This window comes from Kitasatospora sp. NPDC006697 (assembly GCF_042869935.1).
In the GTDB taxonomy this organism is placed as follows: domain Bacteria; phylum Actinomycetota; class Actinomycetes; order Streptomycetales; family Streptomycetaceae; genus Kitasatospora.
In genome coordinates, this window is record NZ_JBIAGU010000019.1 from 82,194 (window position 1) to 99,252 (window position 17,059).

Annotated in this window: 15 protein-coding genes and 1 tRNA gene; 14 read left to right on the forward strand and 2 right to left on the reverse strand. The window is 70.2% G+C overall.

Features of this window, described 5'->3' with window-relative positions; genetic code table 11:
* The first annotated feature begins 102 nt into the window (after positions 1–102).
* From ACFYNO_RS25050 to ACFYNO_RS25060, 3 genes are all read left to right on the forward strand, one after another.
* A complete protein-coding gene (locus ACFYNO_RS25050) occupies positions 103–2,283 on the forward strand; it encodes a winged helix-turn-helix transcriptional regulator (RefSeq protein ID WP_388016563.1) in 2,181 nt (726 codons plus the stop codon).
* A gap of 146 nt (positions 2,284–2,429) precedes the next feature.
* Entirely contained in the window at positions 2,430–2,984 is a 555-nt protein-coding gene (locus ACFYNO_RS25055; RefSeq protein WP_388016566.1) for a hypothetical protein, read from the forward strand.
* A 172-nt stretch (positions 2,985–3,156) separates the two neighbouring features.
* A complete protein-coding gene (locus ACFYNO_RS25060; protein ID WP_388016569.1) occupies positions 3,157–3,375 on the forward strand; it encodes a hypothetical protein in 219 nt (72 codons plus the stop codon).
* A 33-nt stretch (positions 3,376–3,408) separates the two neighbouring features.
* On the opposite strand, the gene ACFYNO_RS25065 is transcribed toward ACFYNO_RS25060, so the two are convergent.
* Positions 3,409–4,467: a hypothetical protein gene (locus tag ACFYNO_RS25065; protein WP_388016572.1), complete on the reverse strand. Its 1,059-nt coding sequence runs from the start codon at positions 4,465–4,467 to the stop codon at positions 3,409–3,411.
* Between the two features lie 396 nt (positions 4,468–4,863).
* On the opposite strand from ACFYNO_RS25065, the gene ssb reads away from it, so the two are divergent.
* The 8 genes from ssb to ACFYNO_RS25105 all read left to right on the forward strand — a co-directional run bounded on the left by ssb (position 4,864) and on the right by ACFYNO_RS25105 (position 11,487).
* Entirely contained in the window at positions 4,864–5,349 is a 486-nt protein-coding gene (gene ssb, locus ACFYNO_RS25070; protein WP_388016575.1) for a single-stranded DNA-binding protein, read from the forward strand.
* A 111-nt stretch (positions 5,350–5,460) separates the two neighbouring features.
* Positions 5,461–6,048, forward strand: a complete 588-nt coding sequence (locus ACFYNO_RS25075; RefSeq protein ID WP_388016578.1) for a hypothetical protein — start codon at positions 5,461–5,463, stop codon at positions 6,046–6,048.
* The gene (locus tag ACFYNO_RS25080) at positions 6,045–7,007 is read left to right on the forward strand and encodes a hypothetical protein (RefSeq protein WP_388016581.1); all 963 of its coding nucleotides are present in this window, start codon (positions 6,045–6,047) and stop codon (positions 7,005–7,007) included. The genes ACFYNO_RS25075 and ACFYNO_RS25080 overlap by 4 nt, the downstream gene beginning before the upstream one ends.
* Complete coding sequence (locus tag ACFYNO_RS25085) at positions 7,004–7,363, forward strand: hypothetical protein (protein ID WP_388016584.1); 360 nt, start codon at positions 7,004–7,006, stop codon at positions 7,361–7,363. Before ACFYNO_RS25080 ends, ACFYNO_RS25085 begins: the two co-directional genes overlap by 4 nt.
* A gap of 72 nt (positions 7,364–7,435) precedes the next feature.
* On the forward strand, positions 7,436–8,317 hold the full coding sequence (locus ACFYNO_RS25090; protein ID WP_388016587.1) for a bifunctional DNA primase/polymerase: 882 nt from the start codon (positions 7,436–7,438) through the stop codon (positions 8,315–8,317).
* On the forward strand, positions 8,314–9,594 hold the full coding sequence (locus tag ACFYNO_RS25095; protein ID WP_388016590.1) for a DUF3631 domain-containing protein: 1,281 nt from the start codon (positions 8,314–8,316) through the stop codon (positions 9,592–9,594). The genes ACFYNO_RS25090 and ACFYNO_RS25095 overlap by 4 nt, the downstream gene beginning before the upstream one ends.
* Before the next feature lie 109 nt (positions 9,595–9,703).
* Positions 9,704–9,901, forward strand: coding sequence for a helix-turn-helix transcriptional regulator (locus tag ACFYNO_RS25100; protein WP_388016593.1), 198 nt, complete (start codon positions 9,704–9,706; stop codon positions 9,899–9,901).
* Complete coding sequence (locus ACFYNO_RS25105) at positions 9,901–11,487, forward strand: tyrosine-type recombinase/integrase (protein ID WP_388016596.1); 1,587 nt, start codon at positions 9,901–9,903, stop codon at positions 11,485–11,487. Before ACFYNO_RS25100 ends, ACFYNO_RS25105 begins: the two co-directional genes overlap by 1 nt.
* A gap of 134 nt (positions 11,488–11,621) precedes the next feature.
* Here the strand turns inward: ACFYNO_RS25105 and ACFYNO_RS25110 are convergent.
* Positions 11,622–11,694 (reverse strand) — tRNA-Arg (locus tag ACFYNO_RS25110).
* A gap of 635 nt (positions 11,695–12,329) precedes the next feature.
* On the opposite strand from ACFYNO_RS25110, the gene ACFYNO_RS25115 reads away from it, so the two are divergent.
* The 3 genes from ACFYNO_RS25115 (at position 12,330) to ettA (ending at position 17,038) form a co-directional block, all read left to right on the forward strand.
* Entirely contained in the window at positions 12,330–13,055 is a 726-nt protein-coding gene (locus ACFYNO_RS25115) for a single-stranded DNA-binding protein (RefSeq protein WP_388016599.1), read from the forward strand.
* Between the two features lie 407 nt (positions 13,056–13,462).
* Positions 13,463–14,941, forward strand: a complete 1,479-nt coding sequence (locus tag ACFYNO_RS25120) for a Cys-Gln thioester bond-forming surface protein (protein WP_388016602.1) — start codon at positions 13,463–13,465, stop codon at positions 14,939–14,941.
* Between the two features lie 432 nt (positions 14,942–15,373).
* Positions 15,374–17,038: an energy-dependent translational throttle protein EttA gene (gene ettA / locus ACFYNO_RS25125; RefSeq protein ID WP_388016605.1), complete on the forward strand. Its 1,665-nt coding sequence runs from the start codon at positions 15,374–15,376 to the stop codon at positions 17,036–17,038.
* The last annotated feature ends 21 nt before the right edge of the window (positions 17,039–17,059 follow it).

A 17,059-nucleotide genomic window follows, 5' to 3' on the forward strand; every position in this document is an offset into this window, starting at 1 on the left:
ACGGGCCGGTGTCCGGCCGAGGTGCCGCCCCCTTGGGCCCGGAACCGCACGCCACCTGACCTCAGTCAGGCCGGCCGGCGGCCGGCCGGAAGGGACCCGTCCGTGAAGACCCGGACCCGGGCCGTCGCGCCCGCCCAGGACAACCCGCACCAGACCCACGCTTCCGCTGCCCCGGCCGGTCGCGGCGGCGGGCCCGTCTCCCTGAGGCTGGCCCGGTTCGCGTCCCGCAAGCTGTACCGCAACCGTCGCCACCTGCCGCCGCTGGCCGGCTCGATAGTGCTGGCCGCCTACGGGCAGGCCCTGACCAGCCTGCCCAACGGCACCACCGGGGCGCTGGCCATGGACGCCGCCCTGCCCGCCGCCGTGTGGGCCGCGCGGGCCTGGCGCCGCAAGAAGCCCTACCGCGGCAGGTTCGCCAAGTTCGCCCACCTGCACCGGGCACTTCCGACACCGCCCAACCGGCCGATGAGCCGCGCCGAGACGATCCGCACCGGCGCCGCCGCTGCTGCGGCCGGCGCGCTGCTGACCGCCATGCCGCTCGCCAACACCGGCCCGTTCCAGGCGCCGATGGCCGGCTGGTGGTGGCTGGCCCTGACCCCCGCCACCGCGATCCCGTGGTGGTGGCGCCGCCGAATCCGCGGCGGCGGCCCCACCACGGCCGAGACCGATCAGCGGATCGAGGTCTGGGAGTCCAAGGTCGGCTCCACCCGCGGCATCCTCCCGGGTTCCCGCCTGACCGACATTGTGGAGCGGCCCGGCGGTGGGGCTTGGGAGGCCGTGGTGGAACTGGATGGCGGCCGGCAGACCACCGCCACCGCGATCAGCGCAACCACGATGATCGCCTCCGCCTACGCCCTTCCTGTCTCCTCCGTGGCCATGGACGCCCTGCCCGGCGGGGCCGCGTCCCGGGCCAAGCTGCTGGTCTTCGAGCGCAACCCGCTCAAGACCGTGCCGGTCTTCCCCGGCCCGCAGGTCCTCGACCTATCCACCGGGATCGCCCAGCTCGGCCTGCACATCGACGGCACCCCCGCGCAGTACCAGATGTGGCGACCAGGGTGGGGCGCCGTCCACACCCACATCTCCGGCGCCACCGGTGCCGGCAAGTCCGCACTGCTGCGCTCACTGTTCACCGTCGAGCGCCACGCCGCCGGCCTGATCAGCTCCTGGGGCGGGGACCCGCAAGAAGGCAAGTCCTTCGGCTTCTGGCAGGACTACCTGGACTACTTCGCCCCCGGGGTGGACGAGTGCATGGGCATGCTGATCGCCCTGGACGCCGAGCTGACCCGCCGCAGCAAGTCCTCCTCCCTGAGCACGTGGCGCGACGTCGACGGGGACCTGATGTGGGGCGACACTGACTGGAACCCCACGGTCGAAGAGCCGCTGATCTGCGCGAGCTTCGACGAATGGCAGGACATCTGGGGCACCTACCCCGAAGCACTCGACTACGCGGTGCGCGTGGGGGTGCTGGGCCGCAAGGTCGGCATCAAGCTGCGGCTGATCAGCCACCTGCCCACCCTCGACGCCATCGGCTCGGCGAAGCTGCGCCAGCCGCTGACCGCGGGCAACAACATCGCCTTTCGCACCACCGAACGCTCGGCCGGATACGTGGTCAACCTGCCGGCCGACCCGAACGACATCCCCGCCACCTGGCCGGACGATCCCGGCGTGCCGACCTCCGGCATGGGCTACCTCAAGGGCACCGAGGAGCGCTCCGCGATGTTCCGCGGCTGGGCGCCCGAACCGCAGGCCACCGCCACCCGGTGGGCCAAGACCGGCACGCCCGGCACCCTCGGCGCTGAGGCGGCCGAGCACGTCGGCCCCGCCTACACCCAGTGGCGCGAGCGCCTGGACGCCCGCCGCCGCGGCGAGATCCCGCCGGTCCCGGGCGTCACCGAGGTCGAGCTGGTCGAGATCGAGGGGGCCGAGGCCGACATCACTCTCACCAAGACCACCCGCACCGCCAAGGCCCCTGCCGCCGGCGGGAAGAAGGTCGCCCCGGTGACCTCGGTCTCCTTCGGCAAGTCCGCCCCCGCCGCTGGCGGGTTCGAGCAGCAGGTGAACGCCCCCGCTGCTGCGCAGCCGGTGCGCGGGGACAAGAAGCGCCAGATCCTGGCCCTGCTCGCCGCCGAAGGCGAGGCGACCACCGGCATCCTCGCCCAGCGACTCGGCATGCCGTTGTCCACCGTCACCACCACCCTCAAGCGCGCCGCCAAGGCCGGCGAGGTCGCCGACCTCGGCCACGGGCACTGGGCCACCCCAGCCGCCACTGAACAGGCCGCCTGACGAACCGCCAAAAACCCGCTCAGAACGGCCTCACGGCACTCGCGCCGGACCCGTACCGCCCTGGGCGGGTCCGGTGCGCCCTGACGGCCGTCCAGCGCCCTGCACGGCCCCGCCCCGTCTGCTGCTGACTCTTCCGGAGATGCCCCATGGACAGCGTCCACCGCCAGTTCGCCGCCCCCGCCGCCGACACCGTGCTGCCGACCGCAGGGCCGGACGACTACCTCCTGCCGCCCGGCCACGTCGCCGCCCTCACCCCCGACGGCCGTATCGTCGCCGTTCCCATCGCCGACACCGCCACCTTCGCCGCGCCGGTCCCGCACTCCGCCCCGCTCGGCGAGCAGCAGCACACGGCCGAACCGGGCACGGCCGGCACGGAGGAGGCCGGGCTGTCGCTGGCGGTGCGGCAGTGCGCGCTCTACGGCTCCCTGATCACCCTGGCAGCCGGCGGTGCGTTCTGGATGGTCGCCGCCGCGGTCACCGAGATGGCCCCTGCGATGGACGGCATCGTCCACGTCCTCAAGTGGTTCGCCATTGCCCTCGCGATGCTGGTCGGCGCCGTGGTCGCGGCCAAGGTCCGCACCCGCAAGAGCGAAGGCGACACCACCTTGTCGCTCTTCCACTCCACCAACACCACCACCAAGACCACCAGCATCGGCAAGCAGATCGCCAAGGGCCGCTCCACCTTCACCAACAACCTCTAGGAGACGCCGTGACCACCATCGGCACGTCCTACCGGGCCTTCGAGGGTGGGGGAGTGGGGTTACGAGGACGGGTCCGTGGCCGTTGTCTTCGCCGGTCACGTCCCGCCTCGGCTCGCGCTGGCCGCTGCCAACCATTACGCCCGCACCAACTGGGACTTCTGCTCCCTGCGACGTGACGATCGCCGGCGCGCTCGGCACGCTCCCGGGCTCCCCCAGCACGCTCACCTGCGGCCCACTCTGCCACGACCCCGCGTGCCCGTACGAGACCGGCGAGCACAACCCGCAGATCTTCGACCACCCCGCACCCGGCACCGCCCCCGCCACCGTCATCCGGCTGGTCGAACCGGACAGTTGGGGATGGTGGGTCGCCACCGAAGGTGGCGACCAGTGAGCATCGCTCCTGCTCAGCCCTGCTGTGAACCGGTCACAGTGACGCCAGTGGAAATCCGTCGAAGCCCTCGTCAGTGCGGATGACCAGGGCGATACCGAGGTCGCTGAGCAGCGCACGAAGGTCCTTGCCCGGCTCACCTGGCAGCAGCACCGCAAGCCTCAGACCAGTCGGGGCGTCGATGTGGCGGCGGTAGTCGAAAAGCTGACCGATGGCCATGCGGACGTCATCACGCCGGATGGTGCCCTTGGCCTCGTAGAGCACGTTGTCGGTCACGTCGTACAGGTCGGTCTTCAGCGTGGTGGCCACGCCCTCCACCGAGATCTGGAACCGCGTCACCGTGTGACCCGCAGCGACCAGATGGGCCTTGTAGGCCTTGGTCAGTCGGCCTTCCCGCCGTTGGATCGTGCGCTGGCCACCGGGGATGTTCGCCACCGTCTCATCGGTGGCGTGCTCCTCCGTCTCAACCTGCGACGACGATGGGCCCGTCGGCGCGCTCTGCTCTACCTCGACATCGGTTTCAAGCTCTTCCTCGATGTCGAGATCCACGACGGCGTGTGCCGTCGCCGGAGGGATGGCATCCGCGGGCGTGAACTTCGGCGGGAACGTGGCCTGCGGGTCGGGGCGCAGGTGAAATACGATCACTGACCGCTCCACACCGTCCTGGCCCGGCGCGGTTCGCCGGTCGTAGGGCGTGTCAGGGTCGACGATCATCTGGCCGATGTAACGCTGCCGCTTGCCCTTCTTCTTCTTGTTGGTGACTGGGTCGATCACGTTCCCGTCCGCCACGAACAAGTGGACCGTGCGGCCGTCCGCGGCATGCTGCAGGAGGGCCTTGTTCCCGTCGGTGAACTCCTGCTTCCCGGTCTTTCCCTCTCCGGTGTACAGGTACAGCGGTCCGTGCTCGTCGTCTTCGGCCTGACCGTCGAACGTGTAGCCGTGCAGCTCGCCGACCTTCGGGTCGGAGTACACCAGCACCATGCCGGAGTCGACCGCTGGTTCGATGCCGCCGAATCGAGCGCCGCCGTAGGCCGCGGCAACCTCCGTGCGGGTGGTCAGCAGTCCCGGAACGAGCTCAAGGTCATGGTTCGCCATGACTGGACTCTATTGCCCCAGCCCGACAGGAAGTTCGTCCGGCAAGCACCTGCGCTGCTGCCGGGACATCAGTAGCCCGCCCACGTCTCAGGAGCCCCTATGGCACCTGTCCTCGACTGGCGCGACGCATCCCACTTCGACCACACCTGGGACCTGCCTTTCCGCTGGTGCGCTAAGCCCACCCCCTCCTCGTCCAAGGAGGAGTTGCCAAACAGGCCGCGCCTGTCGGCGGGCCGCTCGCCGAAGCGGTTGCTGACGGCACTTTCAACCGCGACATCGGCCTGCGCCTGGCTTACCACCTCGGACGTGCCCGACTGGCTCCCGCCGCAACCAGCGGCGGGACCAGCAGCACTCCGTGCCCTCAATCACCCATCCCACGAAAGCTGAGGTCAGACCTTGTCTGGAGAGACCCCGTTCACGATTGTCGGCAACCTCACCGCCGACCCCGAGCTGAAGTTCACCACCGGCGGTGTGGCGATGGCCCGCTTCACCATCGCCTCCACCCCGCGCACCTTCGACAAGACCACCAACCAGTGGGTGGACGGCACCGCGATGTTCATCCGCTGCACCGCCTGGCGCGACATGGCCAACTACATCGCCGAGACCCTGGCCCGCGGCATGCGCGTGATCGCCACCGGCAACCTGGTCCAGAACAACTGGAAGACCCCCGAGGGCGAGAACCGCTCGATGCTCGGCCTCGACGTCCAGGACATCGGCCCGTCCCTGCGTTTCGCGACCGCCAAGGTCACCCGCGCCCAGCGCACCAGCGCCCCCGCCAGCGGCGGCCCGGCCACGGACTCGTGGTCCACGCCTGCCCCCGCCGTCGCGGGTGCCGCGGCCGGCAACTGGGGCGGCGACGGCCCCGTCGATCCCCCGTTCTGAGCGGCCCGTTCACGCAGCGCAGGGGCCCCGCGATCAGCCGTCCACCTTGGCCGGGACGGCGGCTGACACGGGGCCCTGCTGATCCCAACCGAGATGAGACCGGAGACCAGCATGCCCGAGTTCACCCCCGACACACTCGCCCTCGCCGACGACGTCCACGACCGCGAGCACGCCTCCAACCGCTCCTCCCGCTACGGCGCCTACCTCGACCAGCACGCCCACCTGTTCACCGACGACGGATACCCGCTGGACGCCGCCCAGTTCGCCGCCGCCGCGTGGACCGTGGCCACCAGCCCGATCATGGCCCCCGGCTACGTCCGGATCCGTCCCGACCTGCTCGGCGTCAAGGTCTACACCGACGACGACGGTGTGCTGCTGATGAACGTCCTCGTCCCGGTGCGCCAGCACGCCCTCGCCCACCGCCCGGCCGGCCTGGCGGACTGGACCAGCAGCCTCTACGCCCAGGACACCGGCACCGCCTGGCGCCCGCTCGCCGAGCCGACGATGGGCGCCCGGTCGGCCCTGCTGCTCACCGCGTCCCTGGTCATCCCCGTGCCTGCCGGCATTTTGGATGAGCCGGCCGCCAAGGGCCCCGGCCCACTGCTGCTGATCGAGGCCAAGGAAGCCGTCGCCGAGCTGGTCGACGTGCTCAATCGGCATGCCCGGGTCGTGAACGAGCTGACCGGGGGCATGCGATGAGCGAGCCGATCGCTGCCACGTTGCGGGTCCTGTCACTGGGCGCCGGCGTGCAGTCCACCACCCTGCTCCTGCTCGCCGCCGAGGGCCGGATCCCGGCCTTCGATGCCGCGATTTTCGCGGACACCGGCTGGGAACCCGCCACCGTGTACACCCACCTGGACAGGCTCGAACGGGAGGTCGCCGAGCCGGCCGGGATCCCGATCCTGCGCGTGCAAGCGCAGGCCAGCGAGGGCAAGAGCCGGGTCAGTGGCAACCTGCGCGCTGACTCCCTCGCGCCCGGTTCCTGGGTGCGGATGCCGGTCTTCGTGGCCGACCGCACCGGCGAGCGGGCCGCGGTCGTGCGCCGGCAGTGCACCGAGGAGTACAAGGTCAAGCCCGTCAAGGCGGCCATCCGCGGCCTGCTCGGCTACCCGCACCCCAAGCCCGTCCCGGCGCGGGTCGTGGTGGAGCAGGCGATCGGGATCAGCCGCGATGAGTTCCACCGCGCCAAGGATGCGCACGTGCGCTACCTGCGCAACGTGTTCCCACTGCTGGACCTGCCCGCACCCGGGGGCGCCGGGATCGGCTGGTCCCGCACCGACTGCCTGCGCTACCTGCGCACCCACGGCTGGGAGTCCACGCCGAAATCGGCGTGCATCGGCTGCCCGTTCCACGGCAACGCGGCCTGGCGCGACCTGCGCGACAACCACCCCGACGAGTGGGCCGATGCGGTCGACTTCGACCACCAGATGCGCGCCACGACGCTGCGCGGCATCAAGGCAGCCCCGTACCTGCACCGCAGCCTGCTGCCCCTCGACCAGGCCCCGATCGACAAGGTCAGCCGCTCCGAATGGGCCGACCGACAGGGTGACCTGTTCGCCGCTCTCGCCGACCAGGACGAAGACGAGGACGAGCAGGAGCGGCCCGGCTGCTCGCCCTGGTCCTGCCGCAGCGACGCGGACGAGGAGGCCGGCGCATGACCACACTGCCGCTCGCCGGAGCCAAGCTCTGGCAAGCCGTCACCACCCGTGCCGGCATGCGCTGCCAGTGCAGCGGGGTCTGCGGTAAGGACCACGCCAAGGACGGCGGACGCTGCCCCCACCTCCACGACGGCTACCACAGCCGTCACGGCGCCGGCAGCCACCGCATCCGCCTCATGGTCGCCCCCGCGCAGCCGGCTGACCTGCTGCTGGCACCGCACAAGGCCGCCGCCCTGCCCACGCGGGAGTTGGCCGCCTGGTGCCCCGACTGCCACCACGCCGCCCTGTCCGCCGCCCGCAAGGCCGCACGCACCAGCACCCCGGCCGTCGAGCCGGACCCGCTCTTCACGCTCTGACACGTCCCCCGCCGCCTGCCCCGCAGCAGTCCCGCGGGGCAGGCCGGCGGCGATCACGAACTCGGAGTTCCCATGACCAACACTCCTGACACGGCAGTACTGATGACCGCCGCGCTGGCCGCAGCCGACCGCGGCTGGCACGTCTTTCCCCTGACGCCCGGCGCCAAGCGGCCGGCCGTCGTGCAGTGGGAGCAGCGCGCCACCACCGACCCCGACCGGATCCGCCGCTGCTGGACCAGCGGCCCCTACAACATCGGGATCGCCTGCGGCCCCTCCCACCTGGTCGTTGTCGACCTCGACGTACCCAAGCCCGGCCACCGGCCGCCCGCCGACTGGGACCTGCCCGGCATCACCGACGGCACCGACGTGTTCGCCGAACTCGCCGCCCGCCACGGCCTGATGACCGCCGACCAGACGTTCCGCGTGCGGACCGGCTCCGGCGGACGCCACCTCTACTACCGGGCCCCCGAGGTGGCGCAGCGCTCCACGATCGGCTCGTTCGGCTGGTGCGTGGACACCCGCGCCGCCGGCGGCTACGTCGTTGCCCCGGGGTCCGTCGTCGACGGCCGGCCCTACCCGGTGGAGCTGGACGTTCCGCTCCTGCCCTTGCCCGACTTCTTGCTGATCAGCAAGAGGTCGGTCCCCACCGCGACCCGCACCGGCAGCAGGACCGGCCGGATCAGCGACCCGACCGCGTGGGCGAACGCCGCGCTGGACCGCGAGTGCGACAAGGTCGCCACCACCACCGAGGGCGGACGCAACCACGCCCTGCTCGGCGCCGCCCGCTCCCTGGCCCGCATGATCGCCACCCGCACCCTCACCCGCGCCGAAGTCGAGAACCGGCTCATGGACGCCGCCCATGCCGCCGGCCTCCACGACAAGGAAGCCGCCCGCACCATCCGCTCAGGCCTCGACTGGGGCTTGACCCACACCACCGCGAGGCCCGCCGCATGAACCACCCCAACCCGCCCCACCCGACCACCAGCGCGGGCCCCGAGGACGGCGCCGCCCTCCTGGACGACGTCGAGCGCCACCACCGCCGCTTCAACGTCTTCCCCTCCGAAGCGGCCTACGTCGCCGTGGTGCTGTGGGACGCGCACACCCACTTCATGGACTGCTTCGAGGCCACCGCCCGCCTGGCCTTCCTCTCCCCGGAACCCGGCAGCGGCAAGACCCGCGCGCTGGAGATCATCGAAACCCTGGTCCCGCGCCCGATGACCACCGTCGACATCAGCCCGTCCGCCCTGTTCCGCTCCGTGTCTGCCACCGATGCCCGCCCCACCGTGCTGTGGGACGAGATCGACACCGTCTTCGGCCCCAAGGCCGTCGGGTCGGAGGAACTGCGCGGCCTGATCAACGCCGGATACCGCCGCACCGGCGGCATCTACCGCAGCGTTCGCGAAGGCGAAGACCACAAGGTCGTGAAGTTCCCCGTCTACTCCGCCCTCGCCCTCGCCGGCCTCGGCGACCTGCCCGACACCATCATGAGCCGCGCCGTCGTCATCCGGATGCGCCGCCGCGCCCCCAACGAGACCGTCGAGCACTTCCGCCAGCGCGTCAACGAGCCCGAGGGCCACGCCCTGCGTGACCGCCTCGCCGAGTGGGCCGAGCAGGTACGCGAGAAGGTCGACGGCGCCTGGCCCGAAATGCCCGAAGGCGTCACCGACCGACCGGCCGACGTGTGGGAACCCCTGCTCGCCGTGGCCGACGCCGCCGGCGGGCACTGGCCCACCCGCGCCCGCGCCGCCTGCCTCGAACTCGTCAACGCCGCCAAGGCCAACGACAAGGGCAGCATCGGCATCCGGCTGCTCGCCGACCTGCGCGCCGTCTTCGACGGCGCCGCGCGGATGACCAGCGCCTCCATCCTGGAACGGCTGCTCGCCATGGACGACGCGCCGTGGGCCGACGTCGACGGCCGGCCGCTCAACACCCGCACCCTGGCCCGGATGCTCGGCGATTACGTCACCGCCGACAACGACCCGATCAAGCCCCGCAACATCAAGGTCGCCGGATCCGTCCTCAAGGGCTACTACGCCACCGACCTCACCGACGCCTGGACCAGGTACTGCACCCCCCTCTCCGAGGACCGGTCCGAGGAGAGCGCTACCGGCGCTACTGCCGCTACCGCGCAGGTCAGGCCCCTTTTCCCGGTAGCGGACCAGGTAGCGGTAGCGGACGAAACCCCGCACACCGCCACCCCCGCCGAGGACGGCCTCAACCCCACCGGCTGACGCAGAGCAGCCGCTACCGCTACCCCTCCCGCTACCGCCGCACTGCTGCTGACCTGCGAGGTAGCGGCGTAGCGGCGGTAGCGGACTTCTGAGGAACAAGGAGACGCCAATGCCTAAGTCCTCCGCCGCCCGCAGCATGCTCACCGTGCCCGAGCTCTGCGAGGAACTGGAGATCTCCCGCTCCACCTTCTACGACTGGCGCCAGAAGCACCGTGCTCCGCGCTGCATCAAGCTCCCCAATGGCGAGCTGAGGATCCGGCGCGCGGACCTCGACGACTGGCTGGACGACTGCGAGGACGCTGCCTGATGGCAGATCAGACCAGCTACAAAGTCCGCATCTGGGGCATCTTGGAGTACCACGGCGCCCGAGGCACGACCTACACAGTCAGGTGGACCGTGGACGGGGCGCGGTTTCGTTCTCCGTTCGCTACCTTCGCGCTCGCTGAGTCGTTCCGATCCAAACTGGTGACGGCCGCGCGTGAGGGCAAGGCGTTCTACTGCGACACCGGGATGCCGGTAGCGCCCAAGGGCAAGACGGCGTCGAAGGGGTGGTACGACTTCGCGCTCTCGTACATCGACATGAAGTGGCCACACTCGTCGGCGAACAGCCGACAGAACGCCGCCAAGGCGCTGGTGCCGGTCACCGTTGCCATGTTGACGAGAGATCTGCCGACGGACTACCACCCCGTCAAGGTCCGGGCGGCTCTGCGCGAGTGGGCGTTTAACAAGGAGTACCGAGAGGCTGCTCCGCGCGACGTGCAGCGGATTCTCCGCTGGGTGCAAGGACACAGCCGCCCTACCAGCGACCTTGAGGACAGCGCGGTGTTCGAGCAGGTGATGACGGCCATCACCACCAAACTCGACGGGAAGCGGGCCGCCGCGTCATCCCGGAGCCGGAACCGTCGAATCCTGAGCAACGCCCTCGACTTCGCCGTGCGCACAGCACAGTTGACAGCCAATCCGGTACAGCAGCCAAACGAGCCGCAGGCGAAAGCGGTGAAGACCAGCGACGTGGTGGACAAGCGGTCCCTGCTGAGCCCTGAGAAGACGGCGGAACTGTTCGAGTGGATCCGGAATCGGCCACGGGGCGGTGCACGGCTGTACCCCTTCTTCGCGACGCTGCGCTATGCCGGGACGCGGCCGGAGGAGGCGGTCGCCCTGCGCGTCAGCGACCTGACTGTTGGGGAGAGCGGATGGGGCGAACTGCTCGTTCACACCGCCACCCCTGAGGTAGGGAAGAGGTGGACGGATTCCGGTCAGCGTCACGACCAACGGCATCTGAAGGGGCGTGAGGAGAAGGTAGTGCGGCCGGTGCCATGCTCACCTCTGCTGAGCCGCATCCTTCGCCAGCACATCGCGGACGAGAAGCTCAAGCCCGACGACCTCCTGTTCCAAGGGGAGAAGGGCGGGGTGCTCGCCGGAATCGTCTACCGCCGAGCCTGGGGCCGTGCTCGCGAGAAGGTCCTGACCGAACAGGAGCAGGCGTCCCTCATGGGTAAGCGGGTGTACGACCTGCGGCACACCCGACTGACCGAGTGGCTCAACGCCAACATCCCGCCTGCTCAGGTCGCCGCCTGGGCAGGCAACAGCGTCGAAGTGCTGCTGCGGAACTACGCCCTCTGCATCGACGGTCAGCAAGGCGAGTACCAGCGCCGGATCGAGGCCGCGCTTGGCTGGGAGACGGGAGTCCCGGACGGCGCGGACTCGTCCACGTCGACGGCGCGAGAGGCCGCCGCGACGGCGGCACTTGGCAGCCCCGACATGATCAGGCAGCTCCTTGCGCGTGTTCAGGAGCTGTCGGAGCGGCTGGCCGGTGGTGAGAAGGAGGACCAAGCCGAGCCGCCCGGCGAAGCGGACGTCGACACAGATTCGACGCGGACAGCCGTAGATTGACGACGACGCCCGCAAACAGTCGGACAGGCGTTCGATGCGCCGTGTGGCCCGGCAAGGTGCGAGGGGGCCCCGAAATGGTCTGCGACCAGCAAAAACGCCCCGCCGATCCGGTTCGGATCGGCGGGGCGGTGCGGCGCCCCCGGCAGGACTCGAACCTGCGGCCAAGTGCTTAGAAGGCACCTGCTCTATCCGCTGAGCTACGGGGGCGGGCGGGCGTGGCGGGGGACTGTGGGAGCGTCCCTGCCGAATCCCTGGGGGTGGGGGTGAGGAGGCCCTTGCCCTGCGGGGACAGGATAAGGGGGTTCGCTGCCTTGCTCGGCTTTCCACAGGTGGAGTGGTGTGTCGGCCTTGCGATAGCGGTCTGATAATCGCAGGTAGACACGGTGTGTGCAGCGTTGTGAGCAAGGTTGCCGCCGGACGTTGTGCAGTCGTTATGGCGGTGTCTCCTCACCCGTTATGGACCTGGCGCGCTGGTAGCGGGGCGTACCGGTGGCGTGACTGCGCAGTGCGGTCCGGGGTGGGCGGGATATCGGTTCGTTCGCTCGGATGACGTGGACAGAACGGCTGCGGGTCACTCGTTCAGGGGTGCGATCAGGAGTACGGCGGGGCGTTATGGCCGGGGCCGGGGAGCGTTTGGCATGGACGCGGAAAATGGTTCCTGGGAGTGAGAAAATAATACTGCTATACCTGGGCAAAGTTATCCACATGGCCGAGTTTTCCACAGAAATGAATTCGTTCTGGATTCCTTTTGGGCGGCGGCGCACCATCGGGGCAGTCGGAGATTTCCGGCGGACGAGACGCTCGAAAAGCGAGGGACTGCTGTGAACGAGACCGTGGTGACGATGATCGGGAATGTCGCCTCCCAGGTGCAGTACGGGCAGACGGCGGGCGGAGTGCCGATGGCGAACTTCCGGTTGGCCGCGACCGAGCGGCGCTATGACCGGGCGCGCGGTGAGTGGGTGGACGGGGACACCACCTGGGTGAAGGTGACGGCCTGGCGGTGGCTCGCGGCCAATGTGGTCAGTTCCTTGGAGAAGGGTCAACCGGTCATGGTGAGCGGGCGGTTGAAGGTGCGGGAGTGGGAGGACGAGGGCAAGCGCCGTTCGGTGGTGGAGATCGACGCCCGGTCGATCGGCCATGACCTGGGGCGGGGGACCTCGGCGTTCCGCTGGTCGGTGCGCGGGAGGGGTGAGCTGCCGGGTGCGCCGGCGGCGGCCGAGGAGCCGGTGGGCGGGCTGCAGACGGCGGGCGAGGCGGTGCCGGAGTGGATCATGCGGGCGGTGCGGGAGCGGCGGGCCGGGGGTGGGCAGGAGGCGCCGGCGCTGGCCGGGCCGGTGGGTGTGGGGGAGCCGGAGTCCGAGCCGGAGATGATCATGGCGGACGGTCAGGGGCTCACGGGAGAGGAGGAGTTGCCGCTCGAGCTCGAGCTGGGAGTGGGCGGCGAGGAGGTGGGCGGCCTCGGTGGCCCCGGTGGGGTGGAGCGGGCCGTCCGTGGTGGCGGGCGGGCGGGGAGGCCGGCGCGTAGCGGCGTCCGGAGTGGTCGGGTGGAGGAGGCGGTGCCGGTGTGATGAGTTGCCCGCCTGGTCTCCCTGGCGCCGGGGAGATCGAATCGGGAACTGGTTCTTGAGGGTTCGTTGAGCTTTTGGCGACACTGGTCGCCGTCCACCGTGCAACTCGGCTGCGCAATGGGTCGGTGGAAGTCAGCAGAAGTCGATAAAGTGACGAATATCTGTCGCCCCGTCAGGTGGCCGGACGGGTCTGTTCCTTGATAACAATTCCGATACAGAACCGGCTTTGATTGGCCCGGTGGTTTGCGCGACGGCGGTTGTCCATAGGATGCGTCTGGTTCAGATGAGTGTGTCAGCGCCACAGGGAGCGCGGCATAGTGCGGCGAGCCGACCTAGGGCGCGGCTCTGCCCGGAGGGGTCTTTTGATGTTCCACATGCAACGGCGGGGTGCCCGCATAGCTGCTGTCATGCTCGCGACGAGTATGGCGGTCGGTGGCGGGCTGGCCATGGCGGGTGCGGCCGCGGCCGACAGCGGGTCCGGCGCCTCGGGGCCGGTCTACGACCTGCAGGACGGCCTGAAGAACGGCGGTCGGATCGGGTTCACGAACAGTGAGACGGTCCTCTCCGGCGGCCTGATCCGGCTCACGCCCCACGGTGCGGCGGGCCCCGAGATCGACACCTACTGCATCGACCTCGGCAAGATGACGAAGGAGGGCGCCCAGTACCAGGAGACCGGCTGGGGTTCCACCTCGCTGCAGGGCAACAAGGACGCCGGCAAGATCAACTGGATCCTGCAGAACTCCTACCCGCACGTCACCCAGCTCGACGTGCTGGCCAAGGAGGCCAAGGTCGACTCGCTCAACCTGGACCAGGTCGAGGCGGGCACCCAGGCTGCCATCTGGCAGTTCTCGGACCACCTCCCGGCCGTGCCGCAGGACAAGAAGGCGGCCGCGCTGACCGCCTACCTGGTCGCCAAGGCCGCGGACGTCACGGAGCCGAGCCCGACCCTCGACCTCGCTCCCATGCAGATCTCCGGCAAGAGCGGCGGCGTCCTGGGCCCGATCAACCTCACCACCTCGGCGAGCGCGGTCACCGTCCAGCTGGACGCGACCTCCGCCGCGGCCGGCGTCGAGTTCACCGACAAGACCGGCAACACGGTGCTCTCCGACAAGACCGGCAAGCTGACCGCCGGCGGCAAGAGCGGTGACGCCCTCTACCTGAAGGTTCCGGCGGGCACCCCGGCGGGCACCGCCACCGTCACCGCCTCCAGCACCACCGAGCTGCAGATCGGCCGGGCCTTCACCAGCCTCGGCTACACCGCGGACAAGCACAGCCAGACGCTGATCGTCGCCGGCAGCCAGCCGGTCACCGTCAACGCCACCGCGTCGGCCAGCTGGACCCCGAACGGTCCGTCCCCGGCGGTCTCCTCGCTGGTCAACTGCGCCCAGAACTCGGTCGACGTCACCATCGCCAACAACGGTGACCAGGACTTCACCACCAACGTGACCGGCGGCGGCAAGAGCTACCCGGTCACCGTGAAGCCGGGCGGCTCGCAGAAGGTCTCGGTGCCGGAGACCCAGGGTGCGAGCTACGAGGTCGACGTTCCGCTGCTGAACGGCCAGGTCAAGAAGATCACCGGGGTCCTGGACTGCCAGGCCGCCACCACCCCGCCGGCGCCCAGCGCACCCGCCACCTCCTCGGCCCCGGCCTCGACCCAGCCGAGCACCCCGGCGGCCAGCACCTCGGCCAGCGCCTCCGCCTCCGCCCCGGCCGTCGTTCCGGCCCCGTCGGCCAGCGCCAGCCCGAGCGGCCCCAGCCTCGCCTTCACCGGTGGCGGCAGCTCGGCCGGCCTGATCGCCGGTGTCGCCGGTGCGCTGGTCCTGGCCGGCGCGGGCGCGGTCTTCATGATGCGCCGCCGCGGCCGCCACGGTCGCACCGCTGCCTGAGTCCGGCTCCGGCAGCCGGGCCGGGCGGACACCCTCCGCCCGGCCCGGGTCCGCGGCCTACGGTCCTGCACGACTCCGGCGGCCGCACGACCCGCGGCAGCCAATGACCGACAACAGTGAATGACTGACGGTGCGCGCGAGCCGCGCACCAGCCGGTGGTCCGGTCCCGACGCGGGGCCGGACCACCGCGCCTTCCCGGCGGCGCCGACGAGCCCCGCCGGCCCGATCAGCGTGAACCACCCGCTCCCGCGCCCGGATCCGCGCGCGAAGCCGCCGCGACCGCCCCCGTGCACCCGCCCCTGCGCCCGGTGCCGGGGCCCGGCGGCGAGGCTGGGGTTCGGGATGCCGCCCCAGGTGCGGCACAATGGAACGCTGAAACGCGGTTACCCGATTAGTCCCAGCCTCTCCCCGACGACGCCGGAGCGATCTCACGTGGCGGAATTCATCTACACCATGCGCAAGGTGCGCAAGGCACACGGCGACAAGGTCATCCTTGACGACGTGACGCTCAACTTCCTCCCCGGGGCGAAGATCGGTGTCGTCGGTCCCAACGGCGCCGGTAAGTCCACGGTGCTGAAGATGATGGCCGGCCTGGAGCAGCCCTCCAACGGCGAGGCCTACCTGTCGCCGGGCTTCACCGTCGGCATGCTGCTGCAGGAGCCCCCGCTCGACGAGACCAAGACGGTCCTGGAGAACGTCCAGGACGGCGTCAAGGAGATCAAGGGCAAGCTCGACCGGTTCAACGAGATCGCCGAGCTGATGGCGACCGACTACTCCGACGCGCTGCTCGACGAGATGGGCAAGCTGCAGGAGGAGCTGGACCACGCGAACGCCTGGGACCTCGAGGCCCAGCTGGAGCAGGCCATGGACGCCCTGGGCTGCCCGCCCGGCGACTGGCAGGTGACCAGCCTCTCCGGTGGTGAGCGCCGCCGGGTCGCGCTCTGCAAGCTGCTGCTCGAGGCGCCCGACCTGCTGCTGCTCGACGAGCCCACCAACCACCTGGACGCCGAGTCGGTGAACTGGCTGGAGCAGCACCTCGCCAAGTACGCGGGCACCGTCGTCGCGGTCACCCACGACCGGTACTTCCTGGACCACGTCGCCCAGTGGATCCTCGAGCTCGACCGCGGTCGCGCCTACCCCTACGAGGGCAACTACTCCACCTACCTCGAGACCAAGCAGGCCCGTCTCAAGGTCGAGGGCCAGAAGGACGCCAAGCGCGCCAAGCGGCTCAAGGAAGAGCTGGAGTGGGTCCGCTCCAACGCCAAGGGCCGCCAGGCAAAGTCCAAGGCCCGCCTCGCCCGCTACGAGGAGATGGCGGCCGAGGCCGACAAGATGCGGAAGCTGGACTTCGAGGAGATCCAGATCCCGCCGGGCCCGCGCCTGGGCAGCATCGTGGTCGAGGTGGACAAGCTCAACAAGGCCTTCGGCGAGAAGGTCCTGATCGAGGACCTGTCCTTCACCCTGCCGCGCAACGGCATCGTCGGCGTGATCGGCCCGAACGGCGCCGGCAAGACCACCCTGTTCAAGATGCTGCAGGGCCTGGAGATCCCGGACTCCGGCGACGTCAAGGTCGGCGAGACCGTCAAGATCAGCTACGTCGACCAGGGCCGCGCCAACATCGACCCGAAGAAGACCCTGTGGGAGGTCGTCTCCGACGGCCTCGACTGGATCAACGTCGGCCAGGTCGAGATGCCGTCCCGCGCCTACGTCTCGGCGTTCGGCTTCAAGGGCCCGGACCAGCAGAAGCCGGCCGGCGTGCTCTCCGGCGGTGAGCGCAACCGCCTGAACCTGGCGCTCACCCTCAAGCAGGGCGGCAACCTGCTGCTCCTCGACGAGCCGACCAACGACCTCGACGTCGAGACCCTGTCCTCGCTGGAGAACGCGCTGCTGGAGTTCCCGGGCTGCGCCGTGGTCATCTCCCACGACCGCTGGTTCCTGGACCGAGTGGCCACCCACATCCTCGCCTACGAGGGCGACAGCAAGTGGTTCTGGTTCGAGGGCAACTTCGAGTCCTACGAGAAGAACAAGATCGACCGGCTGGGCGCCGACGCGGCCCGTCCGCACCGGGCGACCTACAAGAAGCTGACCCGCGGCTGACCGGTCGGACCCTGTCCGACC

Bases quoted from the DNA above. Each gene is read 5' to 3' on its own strand.
- ACFYNO_RS25055 (WP_388016566.1), top strand. From the start codon at position 2,430: ATGGACAGCGTCCACCGCCAGTTCGCCGCCCCCGCCGCCGACACCGTG.
- ACFYNO_RS25065 (WP_388016572.1), bottom strand. From the start codon at position 4,467: ATGGCGAACCATGACCTTGAGCTCGTTCCGGGACTGCTGACCACCCGC.
- ACFYNO_RS25075 (WP_388016578.1), top strand. From the start codon at position 5,461: ATGCCCGAGTTCACCCCCGACACACTCGCCCTCGCCGACGACGTCCAC.
- ACFYNO_RS25080 (WP_388016581.1), top strand. From the start codon at position 6,045: ATGAGCGAGCCGATCGCTGCCACGTTGCGGGTCCTGTCACTGGGCGCC.
- ACFYNO_RS25085 (WP_388016584.1), top strand. From the start codon at position 7,004: ATGACCACACTGCCGCTCGCCGGAGCCAAGCTCTGGCAAGCCGTCACC.
- ACFYNO_RS25090 (WP_388016587.1), top strand. From the start codon at position 7,436: ATGACCAACACTCCTGACACGGCAGTACTGATGACCGCCGCGCTGGCC.
- ACFYNO_RS25095 (WP_388016590.1), top strand. From the start codon at position 8,314: ATGAACCACCCCAACCCGCCCCACCCGACCACCAGCGCGGGCCCCGAG.
- ACFYNO_RS25100 (WP_388016593.1), top strand. From the start codon at position 9,704: ATGCCTAAGTCCTCCGCCGCCCGCAGCATGCTCACCGTGCCCGAGCTC.
- ACFYNO_RS25105 (WP_388016596.1), top strand. From the start codon at position 9,901: ATGGCAGATCAGACCAGCTACAAAGTCCGCATCTGGGGCATCTTGGAG.
- ACFYNO_RS25115 (WP_388016599.1), top strand. From the start codon at position 12,330: ATGATCGGGAATGTCGCCTCCCAGGTGCAGTACGGGCAGACGGCGGGC.
- ACFYNO_RS25120 (WP_388016602.1), top strand. From the start codon at position 13,463: ATGCTCGCGACGAGTATGGCGGTCGGTGGCGGGCTGGCCATGGCGGGT.